Below are 14,233 nucleotides of genomic sequence, written 5' to 3' on the forward strand. Positions count from 1 at the left end.
ATCGCGTTCGCGGCAGGAGCTGGATTTCACCCTAGCGGGGTATCCGCAGCGACTCATTTGGGAGTTGGCAAGCCGGCAGTGTTCTGATGTTGTCAATGAGCCGTGTTTGACCGAGCCAGGCGGCTGCGAGCAGGCGGACCGGCTGATCGATGCTTGCTATCGGTTGCAGATCTGCCTCGCCACGGAGTTCCAGGTACTCGACCTGGCGATAGCCTGCGGACAGGATCGCTGCGCGCGCTTCGGCAAGCGTTGGCAGGACCGGAGAGCCGTTCGAGAGCCCCTCCGCCGTATCGCGCAGGACCGATGCGAGCCTTGGGGCAACGGCGCGCTCTGCCGGCGAGAGCCGGAGATTGCGCGATGACAAGGCGAGACCATCGGCTTCCCGGACTGTCGGACAGGGGACGATGGTGATCGGAATGTCCAGGTCCCGGACCATGCGCCTGATAAGTAGAAGCTGCTGGAAGTCCTTCTCTCCGAAAAAAGCAAAATCAGCGCCGGTCTGCAGAAAGAGCTTGGCAACGACGGTCGCCACCCCATCGAAATGGCCAGGCCGGAACGCACCGCACAGGCCTTCGCTGACGCCGGACACGGACACGGTCGTGGTGAAGCCGTCAGGATACATCTCAGTCGCGTTCGGAACATAGAGCAGGTGTGCGCCCAACGGAGTGAGTTTTGCAGCGTCTTCGTTTTCGGTGCGGGGATAGGCGGCAAGATCCGCGGCATTGTTGAACTGCTTGGGATTGACGAACAGCGTCACGATCACACGATCGGCCTTTTGAAGCGCACAACGCACGAGACTCAAATGCCCTTCATGCAAGGCTCCCATGGTGGGCACCACGGCGATACTGGCACCAGAACGGCGCCATCCCGCCACAACGGCACGAAGTTCGACAATGGTGCGGACAATCGGCACGCTCATGGGACATCTCCGGCCTTCGGCGCATCGGCGAAGAGATGTTCGGCCGCTGGGAAGCGCCCTTCCCGCACATCAGCCGCGTAGGCCGCAATGGCAGCTTCGGCCGCTGAGCCCAGTTCAGCATAGCGCTTCACAAATTTCGGCCGAAAACCGGTGAACATGCCCAAGATGTCGTCGATCACAAGGATCTGCCCATCGCAGGCGTCCGAGGCACCGACGCCGATCGTGGGAATTGTGGCTCTCTCGGTTATTCTCCGTGCGAGCGGCTCCGTGACCTTTTCCAGCACTATGCTGAACGCGCCGGCCTCGGCAACAGCAATGGCGTCGCGAAAAATCCTGTCGCCATCTCCGCCCCTGCCCTGGACTTTATAGCCCCCGAACACATTGACCGATTGCGGCGTCAGCCCGACGTGGGCCATGATGGGAATCCCGCGAGCAGTGAGAAAGCGGATCGTCTCAGCCACGCTCTCGCCGCCCTCCAGCTTGACGGCGGCGCATCCGGTTTCCGCCATGAGCCGCGCGCCGTTGCGAAAGGCCTGTTCGGGGCCTTCTTCATAGGAGCCGAACGGCATGTCAACGACCATCAACGCGCGCTCAAGACCGCGTCGCACGGCCTTGCCATGCATGATCATCATGTCGAGCGTGACGCCGAGGGTCGAGGGCAGACCGTGAAGCACCATGCCGACACTGTCGCCGACCAGCACGACGTCGCAATATCTGTCGACGAGCTGCGCAACGGGTGTGGTGTAGGCGGTCAAGCAGACGACCGGATCCTTGCCCTTGCTGGCCGCGATGTCCGGCGGCGTCAACGCCTTCGTTTCTACCGCCACACTCATCGGCACATTTCCCATGCGTCAGGTTTAAGCGGTCAACGGTTTTGCATAGTTTTGTGCAGTTGCGAAGGCCAAAATCAAACCGCATCGGAAAAGTTGGTGCGTTGCGAAGCGCTTCAAACCAAGGGCTGAAGGCTGCCATTTTCTGCTGCTTCGGCCGAGTTTCGCAGTACCCTTGTTGTGATTGTTTTGAGCAATCAGCGTGGTGGCGGTCTCAGGGGTGTGCTTCGGCCGAGCCATGCAGGCGCATCAACGCCGCATTTAGAATCGGTTTTCGGAAAATTCGTCTTGCAGCATCAATTTTCATGAAATAGGATCGTTTTTCATTAGTGTTTGGCTGGAGCACTAAAATACGATGAAAGGATCCGCTTTTCATGTCTGTGGCGGAACAGCACCAATTTTCAGGTCCTGTTATCGTTTTTCAGGAAATCCGCCTTCCGGAGATGGTGACCCCGGCCGGATACAGCGCGCTGATCGGAGCCTACGGGCTCGCCGTGCCCTTGCCCCGGACGCTGTCGGCCACTGGCGAGCATCATCGCATTACGGACCGGGATGGTTGGCGGATCATGACGCCCCGCCATGCCCCACATCCAACACTCGAAGGCCACCTGACCTTCGCGCTCAAGTACGAGGGGCTCGACCTTGCCGTCCTCAAGCGGCTCTTCCAGGTGACCGGTCCCGCGCCGATCGAGGCGCTCGTCCGTGAAAGCCCCACAGGCAGTTATGCCCGCCGCATCTGGTTTCTATATGAATGGCTGACGGGCACGCGTCTCGATCTGCCGGACGCGGAGGCCGGACGATACGTTCCGGTTGTCGATCCCGAGCTGCAGTGGCCCGGATCCGAGAAGACCGCTTCGCGCTACCGCCTAAGGGACAATCTCCCCGGCACGCCTGAGTTCTGCCCGCTGGTGTTCCGAACCAAGACTCTCGAAAAATTCATCGGCCTTGAACTACCGCGGCGCGCGGAGGCAATCATAGCGAACGTGCCGCGCGACCTTCTTGCTCGGACCGCCGCCTTTCTTTTGCTCAAAGACTCGCGATCAAGCTATGCGATCGAGGGCGAGCGCCCGCCGCAAGATCGCATCCAGCGCTGGGGCCGCGCCATCGGCGAAGCCGGCCGCTGGCCGGTCGATCGCGATGAGCTGCTGCGTCTGCAAAGAATTGTACTTGGCGACGCCCGTTTCGTAAGACTTGGCTTCCGAAAAGAAGGAGGCTTTGTCGGTGAGCATGACCGAGACAACGGCACGCCCCTGCCCGATCACATCAGCGCTCGCCCCGAGGACCTGCCGAGGCTAATCGATGGAATGGCGGCCTTCGATCAGGGCCCCGCGCAAAACCTTGATGCAGTCATAGCCGCCGCAATCCTCGCCTTCGGCTTTGTCTACATCCACCCGTTCGAGGACGGAAACGGCCGCATTCACCGGTACCTAATCCACCACGTCCTTGCCATGCGCGGCTTCAATCCGCGGGGAGTGGTCTTTCCCGTCTCGGCCGCGATTCTGGACCAAATCAACGAGTACAGGGGCGTGCTCGAGAGCTATTCGCAGCGCCTTCTGCCGTTTGTGGAATGGGAACCGACGCCGCAATTCAACGTCCGGGTGCTGAATGACACCGGTGATTTCTACCGGTTCTTCGATGCAACCCCGCACGCCGAATTCCTCTATGCCTGCGTTCAGCGGACGATCGAACGGGACCTTCCCGAGGAAACCGCTTTTCTGCACCGCTACGCCCAATTTCGGCAGCAGGTGGACGCCTTTATCGACATGCCCGAGCGGTTGACCGATTTGCTCTTCCGTTTCCTTCACCAGAATGGTGGCCATCTGTCAAACCGCGCACGCGAAGAGGAATTCGCCGCGCTGACCAATGACGAGGCAGGGCGAATCGAGGCGGTCTACGCACAAACCTTTGGTGCCGAGTGAAGGCGTAATCATCATAAGAATCGATCTTTAGTCCAATGGTTTGCGACCCTTATCCCGGTCTTCGTCTCAACGCTTGATTTGTCGCCGACACATGCACGAGTTTTTTCCGCACGGTCTGACCGGCCGCCGATCACCGCCTCGGCCCGAATGCGCTTGACAAATCGGAGCCAACCCGTCCAACCTGACGCATTCACCAGGGGAGTCCCGGCAAGGGGCTGAGATACTGCTGGCTTTCGCGGCGCAGTGACCCGTTGAACCTGATCCAGTTCACACTGGCGTAGGGACGGTGCAAGCGCTTTGCGGGAGTTTACGCCCGAGGTCCTGTTTCAGCAGGTCAACAGAAGCGTCTTTTCATCCTTCCGGCACAGAACTGGGTCTCCAATGCATGAGCAAAGGAGCCTCAAGATGAATGCCCTCACCCCGGCCGTCTCGACGGGACCACTGCCCGCCTCGCGAAAAATCCACAGGCCCGGTTTCATCCACCCGCAGATCAGGGTGCCGATGCGCGAAATCTCCGTCCATCCGACGGCCGGCGAGCCGGCCGTCACCGTCTATGATCCGTCCGGCCCCTACACCGACCCGGCTGTCGAAACCAGCATCGAAAAAGGCCTTGCCCGGCTACGCCACGAATGGATTGCAGCGCGCGGCGATGTCGAGGCCTATGACGGCCGCCACGTCCGGCCGGAGGACAACGGATTCGCGACGGGCGAGCGCCTGACGCCGGAATTTCCCATTCGCAACCAACCGCTCAGGGCCAAACAGGGCAAGGCGGTGACCCAGCTTGCCTATGCGCGTGCCGGCATCATCACGCCTGAAATGGAGTTCGTCGCCATCCGCGAGAACCTCGGCCGCGAGATCCTGCGTGGCAAACTTGAGCGCGACGGCGAGGCCTTCGGCGCCGCGATCCCCGACTTCGTCACACCGGAATTCGTGCGCGAGGAAGTGGCGCGCGGACGGGCGATCGTTCCCGCCAACATCAATCATCCCGAGAGCGAGCCGATGATCATCGGTCGCAATTTCCTCGTCAAGATCAATGCCAATATCGGCAACTCGGCGGTCACCTCCTCCATGGCCGAAGAGGTCGAAAAAATGGTGTGGGCGATCCGCTGGGGCGCCGACACGGTGATGGACCTGTCGACTGGCCGCAACATCCACAACATCCGCGAATGGATCGTGCGCAATGCGCCGGTGCCGATCGGCACAGTGCCGCTCTACCAGGCGCTGGAGAAGGTGGGCGGCATCGCCGAGGATCTGAGCTGGGAGGTCTATCGAGACACGCTGATCGAGCAGGCCGAACAAGGCGTGGACTACTTCACCATCCATGCCGGTGTGCGGCTGCATTACATCCCGCTGACCGTCGACCGGGTCACGGGCATTGTCTCGCGCGGCGGCTCAATCATGGCCAAATGGTGCCTGCACCATCACCGGGAAAGCTTCCTCTACGAGCATTTCGCCGATATCTGCGACATCTGCCGCGCCTATGATGTGTCCTTTTCGCTCGGCGACGGGCTTCGTCCGGGCTCCATCGCCGATGCCAACGACGCAGCGCAGTTCGCCGAACTGGAAACGCTTGGCGAGCTGACCAAGATCGCCTGGGCAAAGGATTGCCAAGTAATGATCGAGGGGCCCGGCCATGTGCCGATGCACAAGATCAAGCAGAACATGGACAAGCAGCTCGCCGTCTGCGCCGAGGCGCCATTCTATACACTTGGGCCGCTGACCACCGACATCGCGCCGGGCTACGACCACATCACCTCAGGCATCGGGGCGGCGATGATCGGCTGGTTCGGCACCGCCATGCTCTGCTACGTCACGCCCAAGGAGCATCTCGGCCTTCCCGATCGCAACGACGTCAAGACCGGCGTAATCACCTACAAGATCGCCGCCCATGCCGCCGACCTGGCGAAGGGTCATCCGGCTGCAAAGGTCAGGGATGATGCCCTTTCCCGGGCGCGTTTCGAGTTCCGCTGGGAGGACCAGTTCAACCTGTCGCTCGATCCTGGAACGGCGCGCTCCTTCCACGACCAGACATTGCCCAAGGAGGCGCACAAGGTGGCGCATTTCTGCTCGATGTGCGGGCCGAAATTCTGCTCCATGCGCATTTCCCACGACATTCGCGCCGAGGCACAGAAGGAAGGCATGGCGGCGATGGCGGCGAAATATCGCGAAGGCGGCGATCTCTATGTGCCGGCGGACGAGACCGGCGCACCGCTCATGCTTGAGGCGCATGAACCATCATGAGGGTGCTGGTCAAAGGGGCCGGCGTCGCCGGCCTCACCGCCGCCTTCGAGCTCGCCACACGCGGCGCGGCGGTGACCGTTGCCGAGACAAGACACAGCCTTGGCGGCAATGCGTCGTGGTTCGCCGGCGGCATGCTGGCGCCATGGTGCGAGCGTGAAAGCGCCGAGCAGCCCGTGCTGGATCTCGGATGCAACGCCGCGGACTGGTGGGAGGCGGCAACGCCCGGCCAGGTGACACGGGCGGGAACGCTGGTCGTGGCCGCGCCGCGCGATGCGGGCGAGCTCGACCGGTTTGCCAGCCGCACGTCGGGTCACCGGCACGTCGATGAAGATGAAATCTCGCAGTTGGAAGCTGACCTCGCCGGCCGCTTCCGCCGCGGACTGCTCTTCCCCGATGGGGCCCATCTCGACCCGCGCCAGGCGATGGCGGCACTTCATAATAGGCTGGCGGCGATGGGCGTCGAGTTCCACTTCGGCGCCGACGCTTCGGCTGTTTCCGGTTTCGATCGCCAGATCGAATGCACGGGAATGGCGGCGGGCGATGACCGACTGCGCGGCGTTCGCGGCGAGATGCTGATCCTGAATACGCCTGATGTCTCGCTGTCGCGCCCGGTCAGGCTCCTTCATCCGCGCTTTCCGCTTTATGCGGTGCCACGCACCGGCCACCGTTTCATGATCGGCGCGACGATGATTGAAAGCCAGTCCGTCGGACCGGTCACGGCGCGATCGATGATGGAGCTGCTGGGTGCCGCCTATGCCCTCCATCCGGCCTTTCGCGAGGCCGAGATCGTTGAAACCGGTGTCGGCGTCCGTCCAGCCTTTCCCGACAACCTGCCGCGCGTAGAAACGAACGGCGAGATCATAGCGATCAACGGGCTCTATCGTCACGGCTTTCTCCTCGCCCCCGCCATGGCGCGCCAGGCTGCCGACCTGGTTTTCAGTCAAGACAGAACCAAGGAGCTTGCCCATGAAACTAATGGTCAACGGCGAAGCGCATGAGGTTGCCGCCACCACGCTGGCGGAGCTGCTTGCCGCGCTCGACTATGAGGGCGATTGGCTGGCGACGGCCGTCAACAGCGACCTCGTGCAAAAAGCCAACCGGGCGGAGTTCCAGTTGAGCGACGGCGACCGGATCGAAATCCTCTCGCCCATGCAGGGAGGCTAGCATGTTCGATCTTCTCGGGACGACGCTTCCCTCCCGCCTGCTTCTCGGCACGGCTCAGTATCCTTCGCCGGCCATCCTTGCCGATGCGGTCAAGGCGTCAGGCACGTCGGTGGTGACCGTCTCCTTGCGACGTGAGATGGCAGGCCGCAGGGGAGGCGAAAAATTCTGGTCGCTGATCCGCGCGCTCGACACGAGAATCCTTCCCAACACCGCAGGCTGCCACTCCGTCAAGGAAGCGGTCACCACCGCGAAAATGGCGCGCGAGGTGTTCGGGACGAGCTGGATCAAGCTCGAAGTGATCGGCAACCACGACACTCTGCAGCCTGACGTCTTCGGCCTGGTCGAAGCCGCCCGCATCTTGTGCGAGGACGGCTTTTCGGTATTCCCCTATACCACCGACGACCTTGTCGTCGCAGAGCGGCTACTGGAGGCCGGCTGCAAGGTCCTGATGCCGTGGTGCGCCCCGATCGGTTCCGCCCTCGGGCCGGTCAACATCATGGCCCTGCGCTCGCTACGCGGACATTTCCCCGACATTCCCATGATCGTGGATGCCGGGCTCGGACGGCCGTCGCACGCGGCGACCGTCATGGAACTCGGCTTTGACGCCGTGCTCCTGAACACGGCGGTCGCCAAGGCGGCCGATCCGGTCGGCATGGCGCGTGCTTTCGGCAAGGCGGTCGAGGCCGGTCGTGAGGCCTTCTGCTCGGGAATGCTCGAACCGCGCGACGTCGCCGTGCCGTCGACGCCGGCGATCGGCAGGGCAGTTTTTTCATGAAGCTCGATCCCTTCTACCTGCTCGTCGACAGTGCTGCCTGGATCGAACGGCTGGTGCCGCTTGGCGTCAGGCTGGTGCAACTGCGCATCAAGACCATAGATGAGGCCAGGTTGTGCACCGAAATCGGGAAGGCGAAGGCCCTGTGCGCCGAGCACCAGTGCCAGCTCATCGTCAACGATCATTGGCGCCTGGCAATCGAGGAGGGCTGCGACTTCGTGCATCTCGGCCAGGAAGATCTGCAAACCGCCGACCTCTCAAGGATACGGTCGGCCGGTGTCAGGCTCGGGTTGAGCACGCATGATCATGCCGAGCTGGCAACGGCCATTTTTGCCGATCCCGACTATGTTGCGCTGGGTCCGATCTATCCCACCATCTTGAAGAAAATGAAGTGGGCACCGCAAGGGCTAGAGCGGATCAGCGAGTGGAAGCGGCTCGTGGCGCCAATCCCATTGGTCGCTATCGGCGGCCTCAACCCTGGCCGTCTCGACGGCGTCTTTGAAGCCGGCGGCGACAGCGCCGCAGTGGTCACCGACATCACTTTGAGCTCCGATCCCGAAGCGCGCACCAGGGAATGGATCGAAAAGACGGACCGATGGCGATGAGACGAGAAGCGCATGTGCTTGTCGTTGGCGGATCGGATTCCAGCGGGGGTGCTGGAATAGCACGCGATATCGAAACGATCGCATCCATTGGCGTGCGCACCTGTCTGGCCGTCACAGCGCTGACGGTGCAAACGCACGACGCTGTGATGGAAATCCTTCATTCGCCGCCAAGCCTAGTGGCCGATCAGATGCGCGCCGCGCTGCAGGCCAACGAAGTGGCGGCAATCAAGATCGGCATGCTCGGAACAGCCGAGATCATCGCTGCGGTTGCCGCCGTACTGCGCGAAAATCGACAGGTGCCGGCAGTACTCGATCCAGTGCTGGCCTCCACCTCAGGCCGGGCTCTCCTGGAAGCAGGCGCTATCGCCGTCATGAAGCGCGATCTGATGCCGCTTTGCTGCCTGGTCACGCCCAACCTTCCTGAACTGGCGCTCCTTATTGGCTCCGAACTGGCAGTGGATGAGAACGGTGCGCTCCAACAAGGACAAAGACTGCTGGCCGCCGGCCCTCAGGCAGTGCTGATCAAGGGTGGGCATGCCTCGGGACCCCAATCGACCGATATTCTGCTACGCTCCGATCATCAACCCATCCATGTCGATCTACCGCGCCTTGCCACATCGATGCGCGGAACAGGTTGCATGCTGGCCAGCGCGATTGCGGCGCATCTGGCGAAGGCGAAGCCGCTCGAAGATAGCGTGCGCGAAGGCAAGCGGCTTGTCTTCGCCACGTTTCAGAAGAATGGAGCAGAATGAACCCGGCTTGTGCGGTACAAGCAGCTTTTGCCGCTAGTACGCCGGATCCTGAGCGTTTGCTCGCTGTCGCAAACTCTTCGACGAAAATCGCAACAGCACGGCGGTTCGAACCCGAACTCGTGGCAGCAATTCGCCAGCGGTCGCGGCAAAAGGCGTTGAACAACAAGGCTTGAGCTTAGGCACCAATCGGTTGGCCGAATCTCTTCCCTCCCCTAAAACAGGCGCGTTGCGCCGCTGCCTTGGCGGTCGCTGTCGGGATTGCGACGGGTGTTCGCATAGGGGCCAGGAATTCGCGACCGATCTGCTCTCCGCGGAAATATGGCGCGAGAAGATTGCGACCACAGCCATTTGAGCCATTGCTGTTGTTCAGCCCGTTCCCCAACCACTGCACAGTTTCGGGCGAAATGCACAAAAGCCAGCCGGTGACCGGAGGCGGTCATCGAAGCAGCCAATGCCCTGGGCCCGAGCTCAATGGGGAGGCGCGTAGCACCACGTTTCAAGGTCGATGAGCCTAGGAGGGCGGTGATCCCAGCGACTTTGTGAGAAACACACCGAGATTCGATGGTCGAGGACCTTCAGCGGCTTTCAATCAGGTAGATTGCGATGATCCCGTCTTGCGAAGCTCGCGGGCGCCTACCGAAGCCAATTCTCAATGGTAGCCGCTCCGCGACGGCACGACTGTCGTTTCTTCACTGTCTGCCAGGACGAGTGAGCGTCGGATGCCGCAGCCTTCTGACTGCCCCCGCGACGCGATCGCCGCCACGACTAAACCGACGACAAGCGAAATGGCCAGGGCGACACTTACCGACAGATGATGCATACCGGCGTTCCTACCGAGCGCACCTACAACCGTCGACCAACGTTTTGAATCCAGCCCGCGACGGTCTCAGACATACCTAACGAAGGCTTAATTTCAGTCGGGACGAAACTGAGTAGACGGCAATATTGGAATAGTCGCCTGGCCCACTGCATAGCCCTTCGGATGCGTCTTCATCGTAGCTTGAGGAACGCGCCCGTGTAGGTCTGGCCGGCAAGCGTAACGGTTCCGGCCAGTGCTCCGTCCGGCCGCATGACAAAACTGACGTCGGCGCCATTCGGCAGGCGCTCAAGCTTCAACGTCCTCCCTACAATTCTTCCAGCGCCGGCGGCCTCTCCCGGATAGTTGTCGCCCAGATTTCCCCACGCATAGGTGACCGTCACCTTCCCATTGGAAGAAACCGTTTGAACAGCAAGTTTGGCGTCATACATCCCCTCCAATCGGCCGGCCCATAGACCGGAAAAATCGGCGTACTTTGTTGGAACGCCCTTGCCAGGCGGAGTGACCGCCACGGATTGATGCATGATTGCTGAGCCGGAAGGAACCCCGGCAGCAGCCAAGGGCGGTTGGAGAGGAATTCCCGATTCTAACGCGGGTTCGAGAGTGACGGGTTGCGGCGTTTCGGGCGCCGATTGGCACGCGGCTAAGACAAGCGCTGCGAAGCCAAGCATTGCGTTGTACATTTGGTGGGCCATCTTCTGGTGCCCCGGCCATCTTTGAATCTAGCGCAGACCGAACTTATCACGCGTTTTCACAACATGTGTCTAGGCGTCCATCATTTACAAAGCCGCCGGCAGAGGGTGCACTCACTTCGGCGGAAGGGCCAAAGGGTCCGCCGGCGAGGCGAAGTGCTTCCGCGCGGTCCCGATCGCGTTTTTCGCATATTGTATGCTCGCGGCGGATCCTGGCGCAGTGCTATGGAGAATTCGTAATTCGCCGCTTCATCGATCCCGGGGAGCCATCGCCTTTTCTACGCCAAGTCGCGATTTTGACGCCGGCGTGCGATTTTTCCCTACGCTTCGATCTCGTGTCAGAGCATCGAGGACAGATGAAATCAAGCGCAGAATAGCGGCCTCGCCCGCCCCGCCTATTCTTCGCAAGCCGCGATCGCCGGACTGACGACGCAGATGCTTTCGTGTTATGATGGGCTTGCAACGCGCGTAATCTCGACCTCGGCAATATGGCAGAGGTCGAAAGCTATTGCCTTGGCACAGGAAGCTTTCGCCCCAGCACTTGATCGCCTCCGAAACGTGGGTGTGCTGCTTTCCCTGACTGACCCGGGCGAGGAGGTTGTCCATGTCCACGAGTAGTGTTGACCGCCCGCTGCAGCCGGGCGACCGGGCACCGAATGTTGTGCTCAATGCGATCTCACGCGAAGGCAAGATCGCGCTCGATGATTTTCGAGGCCGTAGCCCGTTGTTGATCGGTTTGTTCCGAGGCCTGCACTGTCCGTTCTGCCGGCGCCATGTCGCGGCGATGGCGCAACTCAAGCCGGCCCTGCGTGAGAAAGGCGTCGAATGCCTGGCTGTGGTCAATACGCCGGTCGAGCGGGCGCGGCTGTATTTCCGTTACCACCCGGCACCCGATCTTCTCGCCGCATCCGACCCGGAGCGGGCCTCGCACCGTGCTTTCGGCTTGCGCGAGGTCGGGATGGACACGGTCATGGCGATACCGTTCCATCTCCCGGGCGAGTTGCCCGAGCCTATGGACGTCATGGCAATGAATGAATTTCTTAACAAGAAGGAAGGATATGAGATTACCGGAGCCGATCAGCAGGCGATGGCTTCCAGCCAGGCGCAGCTTGTCGGTCAGTTCCTAATCGACCGGGCGGGCATCGTACGCTGGAACTTCACTGAAGTTCTGGAGGATGGCCTCAACACCTTCAGAGCGCTGAATCCCGAGGAATTGATGTCGGCAGCTTCCCAAGTTGCACATTAAGAGGCTGCGGAAATGGGCTGCTGAAAACTCGCTCGACGGCCACCGTCCTGTGGTGATTCTTTGGATTTAACAATCGTCGAAATGCTCAGCGCGGGAGGCTAAGGTCTGCCCGTGGGCTTCGTAGCGATTTGGTCGTCGGCTTTTGCTTGGCTCTTGTCGCGACAACACTCCGGGTTCGGAGGATACCGGTGATCAGTCATCTGACTGACCTCTCGTGTCCTATGCCCGGAGTGTTCCCGTCGTCCTGCAGTTGTTCGTCGCGTTCTACGGGCTGCCCTTGTTGGTGATCCTGTTCGGCGCCGAGGATTTTATTTCTGCAACGATCGCTGCGGTGGTGGGGCTGAGCCTCTATCATGGAGGGTATCTGTCGGAAGTCATGCGACCTGCATACTTGGCCGTCGGTCGGTCGGCCGATTGTTTTTCCTGTGAATTTCAGCTCAATTCGCGATGTGCTGGCACAAACGGCGATGTGCGCTATTCCCATTTTTCGGTCTTTCCAACGGAAACTGCACCTCGTGGCCGCCTAGCATGAAACACGACGACAGCTTTCGCGTCAGACCTGGTCGCATCCGCTCCCGCGCCGGCCAGCGGGCGCGACCATTCATCTTCCAGGCGCTTGCGGCCACACAGCGCGCTGGCGGTCATTTTACAAGCAAGGGCCGGATCACCTCCCCACGAGCTTCAACGTTTGGCCGCGGCAGGTCGGCGGCCATCCGCGCCAGTCACCTCATCTCCGAGCGCTCACGAGGCGCCGTCGTCAAGACCCGTGTGGTGCGGCAGTTCAGAGGGTCTCCACCACTCGCCACCTATATCAAGTACCTTCGCCGCGAAGGTGTTACACGTGATGGCGAGAAGGCGAGGATGTTCGGTCCGGATACCGAAGAGGCAGATGATGATGCCTTCTCCGACCGCTGCAAGGACGATCGGCATCACTTCCGTCTCATCGTTTCGCCGGACGACGCAATGGAGCTCGGTGACCTCAAGAACTTCGCTCGTGACCTGCTGGTCGAAATGGAGCGCGATCTCGGCACGAGGCTCGACTGGATTGCCGTCGACCACTGGAACACCGAACATCCGCACGTTCACATCCTCGTTCGTGGCGTTGCCGACAATGGCGAGAATCTTGTCATCTCTCGCGACTATATCCGCCAAGGCATGCGCGATCGGGCGAGCGACATTCTCTCCCAGACGCTGGGGCTCCGCACCGACCTCGACGTCCGCCAGGCCATCGAGCGGCAGGTCGACACTGAGCGCTGGACGCAGCTCGATCGCCAGCTTGTTCGCGATATCAACCGTCATGGCGTCATTGAAGTGGCACCACATCCAGATGGCCAGCCCGACGAATTCCTGGGGCTCAAGGTCGGCCGGCTCCGGCAACTGGAACGCCTGGGCCTCGCTTATGAGATCCATCGGGGCCAATGGATGATGGCCGAAGAAGCCGAGCCGACTTTGCGCGCCCTCGGCGAACGCGGCGACATCATCAAGCGCATGCACCGCAGCCTCACCGCGCGGGGGCTAGAAAGAGGGACAACCGACTATGTGCTTGCGGCCGAAAAGATTGATGCACCGGTGATCGGCCGACTGCTCGAACGCGGTCTCGACGAACTGCGCGGTTCGACCTACGCCATCGTCGACGGCATCGACGGTCGCCCGCACCACATTCGCTTCTTTGACCCCGGCGCGGCCGGGGACTCGGACCCAGGCTCGGTCGTGGAGTTGTGCCGCGATGCGGGTGCAAATGGCTCTGGCAGGGTCAGTCTCGCCGTCCGCTCTGACCTTTCGATCGAACAGCAGGTCCATGCTTCCGGCGCGACTTGGCTTGATCAGCAACTTGTTGCGCACAAGCCAGCCGAACTCCGCGACGGCGGCTTTGGCGAAGAGGTAAGACAGGCACTGGAAGATCGGGTAGACGAGCTTGTCAGGCGCGATCTGGCCCGGCGCGAGGGACAGCGCGTTGTTCTAGCGCGCAATCTAATCGATACGCTACACGATCATGAGGTGGAATCGCTCGGTGCCCGCCTCGCCGCCGAGACCGGCCTGTCATTCAGAAACGCTGCCAACGGCGATCATGTGGCTGGGATTTACCGGCAGCGTTTCTCGCTGGCTTCCGGCCGGTTCGCGATGATCGACAATGGTCTGGACTTCAGGCTCGTGCCCTGGTCGCCATCGCTCGAGAAGCGCTTTGGCAATCAGGTTTCCGGAGTCGTGTGTCCGGATACAAGGGGCGTGGATTGGACCTTGGGAAAGAAGCGCGGCATCGGGTTGTGAGACGACAC

General features: G+C 61.3%; 12 protein-coding genes, 1 pseudogene and 1 riboswitch. Of the genes and pseudogenes, 10 read left to right on the forward strand and 3 right to left on the reverse strand.

The genetic code is table 11. From position 1 onward, the window contains the following. Positions 1–31: 31 nt before the first annotated feature. Together panC and panB are read right to left on the reverse strand one after the other, a co-directional pair. A complete protein-coding gene (panC, locus tag E5W70_RS05720; RefSeq protein ID WP_292655079.1) occupies positions 32–919 on the reverse strand; it encodes a pantoate--beta-alanine ligase in 888 nt (295 codons plus the stop codon). Next, complete coding sequence (gene panB / locus E5W70_RS05725) at positions 916–1,752, reverse strand: 3-methyl-2-oxobutanoate hydroxymethyltransferase (RefSeq protein WP_292655082.1); 837 nt, start codon at positions 1,750–1,752, stop codon at positions 916–918. Before panB ends, panC begins: the two co-directional genes overlap by 4 nt. Positions 1,753–2,123: 371 nt before the next feature. Between panB and E5W70_RS05730 the strand changes: the two genes are divergently transcribed. From E5W70_RS05730 to E5W70_RS05760, 7 genes are all read left to right on the forward strand, one after another. After that, the gene (locus E5W70_RS05730) at positions 2,124–3,668 is read left to right on the forward strand and encodes a Fic family protein (RefSeq protein ID WP_292655085.1); all 1,545 of its coding nucleotides are present in this window, start codon (positions 2,124–2,126) and stop codon (positions 3,666–3,668) included. 185 nt (positions 3,669–3,853) lie between these two features. Further along, a riboswitch (TPP riboswitch) is annotated at positions 3,854–3,970 on the forward strand. 103 nt (positions 3,971–4,073) lie between these two features. Beyond that, complete coding sequence (gene thiC, locus E5W70_RS05735; protein ID WP_292655089.1) at positions 4,074–5,909, forward strand: phosphomethylpyrimidine synthase ThiC; 1,836 nt, start codon at positions 4,074–4,076, stop codon at positions 5,907–5,909. Next, entirely contained in the window at positions 5,906–6,907 is a 1,002-nt protein-coding gene (gene thiO, locus E5W70_RS05740) for a glycine oxidase ThiO (protein ID WP_292655091.1), read from the forward strand. The genes thiC and thiO overlap by 4 nt, the downstream gene beginning before the upstream one ends. Further along, positions 6,876–7,073 (forward strand): sulfur carrier protein ThiS, encoded by a 198-nt coding sequence (thiS, locus tag E5W70_RS05745; protein ID WP_292655094.1) that lies wholly within the window; start codon positions 6,876–6,878, stop codon positions 7,071–7,073. The genes thiO and thiS overlap by 32 nt, the downstream gene beginning before the upstream one ends. 1 nt (position 7,074) lies before the next feature. After that, positions 7,075–7,848 carry a thiazole synthase gene (locus tag E5W70_RS05750; RefSeq protein ID WP_292655097.1) on the forward strand — a complete coding sequence of 258 codons (774 nt, stop codon included), beginning with the start codon at positions 7,075–7,077 and terminating at the stop codon, positions 7,846–7,848. Further along, entirely contained in the window at positions 7,845–8,450 is a 606-nt protein-coding gene (locus tag E5W70_RS05755; RefSeq protein ID WP_292655100.1) for a thiamine phosphate synthase, read from the forward strand. The genes E5W70_RS05750 and E5W70_RS05755 overlap by 4 nt, the downstream gene beginning before the upstream one ends. Continuing rightward, complete coding sequence (locus tag E5W70_RS05760) at positions 8,441–9,202, forward strand: hydroxymethylpyrimidine/phosphomethylpyrimidine kinase (protein ID WP_292655105.1); 762 nt, start codon at positions 8,441–8,443, stop codon at positions 9,200–9,202. The genes E5W70_RS05755 and E5W70_RS05760 overlap by 10 nt, the downstream gene beginning before the upstream one ends. Positions 9,203–10,192: 990 nt before the next feature. Here E5W70_RS05760 and E5W70_RS05765 read toward each other — a convergent pair. Beyond that, the gene (locus tag E5W70_RS05765; RefSeq protein ID WP_292655108.1) at positions 10,193–10,702 is read right to left on the reverse strand and encodes a hypothetical protein; all 510 of its coding nucleotides are present in this window, start codon (positions 10,700–10,702) and stop codon (positions 10,193–10,195) included. A gap of 613 nt (positions 10,703–11,315) precedes the next feature. Between E5W70_RS05765 and E5W70_RS05770 the strand changes: the two genes are divergently transcribed. The 3 genes and pseudogenes from E5W70_RS05770 (at position 11,316) to E5W70_RS05780 (ending at position 14,225) form a co-directional block, all read left to right on the forward strand. Beyond that, the gene (locus tag E5W70_RS05770) at positions 11,316–11,957 is read left to right on the forward strand and encodes a peroxiredoxin-like family protein (protein WP_292655110.1); all 642 of its coding nucleotides are present in this window, start codon (positions 11,316–11,318) and stop codon (positions 11,955–11,957) included. A gap of 105 nt (positions 11,958–12,062) precedes the next feature. Beyond that, positions 12,063–12,357: pseudogene (locus E5W70_RS33070) on the forward strand (ABC transporter permease subunit); the annotation flags it as partial. A 128-nt stretch (positions 12,358–12,485) separates the two neighbouring features. Beyond that, positions 12,486–14,225 (forward strand): VirD2 family relaxase/mobilization nuclease, encoded by a 1,740-nt coding sequence (locus E5W70_RS05780; RefSeq protein ID WP_292655115.1) that lies wholly within the window; start codon positions 12,486–12,488, stop codon positions 14,223–14,225. Positions 14,226–14,233: the final 8 nt, after the last annotated feature.

The sequence above is a fragment of the Mesorhizobium sp. genome, from assembly GCF_005063415.1.
Taxonomy (GTDB): domain Bacteria; phylum Pseudomonadota; class Alphaproteobacteria; order Rhizobiales; family Rhizobiaceae; genus Mesorhizobium.

Coding starts and splice junctions, on each gene's coding strand:
- panC (WP_292655079.1), bottom strand. CDS start 919: ATGAGCGTGCCGATTGTCCGCACCATTGTCGAACTTCGTGCCGTTGTG.
- panB (WP_292655082.1), bottom strand. CDS start 1,752: ATGAGTGTGGCGGTAGAAACGAAGGCGTTGACGCCGCCGGACATCGCG.
- E5W70_RS05730 (WP_292655085.1), top strand. CDS start 2,124: ATGTCTGTGGCGGAACAGCACCAATTTTCAGGTCCTGTTATCGTTTTT.
- thiC (WP_292655089.1), top strand. CDS start 4,074: ATGAATGCCCTCACCCCGGCCGTCTCGACGGGACCACTGCCCGCCTCG.
- thiO (WP_292655091.1), top strand. CDS start 5,906: ATGAGGGTGCTGGTCAAAGGGGCCGGCGTCGCCGGCCTCACCGCCGCC.
- thiS (WP_292655094.1), top strand. CDS start 6,876: ATGAAACTAATGGTCAACGGCGAAGCGCATGAGGTTGCCGCCACCACG.
- E5W70_RS05750 (WP_292655097.1), top strand. CDS start 7,075: ATGTTCGATCTTCTCGGGACGACGCTTCCCTCCCGCCTGCTTCTCGGC.
- E5W70_RS05755 (WP_292655100.1), top strand. CDS start 7,845: ATGAAGCTCGATCCCTTCTACCTGCTCGTCGACAGTGCTGCCTGGATC.
- E5W70_RS05760 (WP_292655105.1), top strand. CDS start 8,441: ATGGCGATGAGACGAGAAGCGCATGTGCTTGTCGTTGGCGGATCGGAT.
- E5W70_RS05765 (WP_292655108.1), bottom strand. CDS start 10,702: ATGTACAACGCAATGCTTGGCTTCGCAGCGCTTGTCTTAGCCGCGTGC.
- E5W70_RS05770 (WP_292655110.1), top strand. CDS start 11,316: ATGTCCACGAGTAGTGTTGACCGCCCGCTGCAGCCGGGCGACCGGGCA.
- E5W70_RS05780 (WP_292655115.1), top strand. CDS start 12,486: ATGAAACACGACGACAGCTTTCGCGTCAGACCTGGTCGCATCCGCTCC.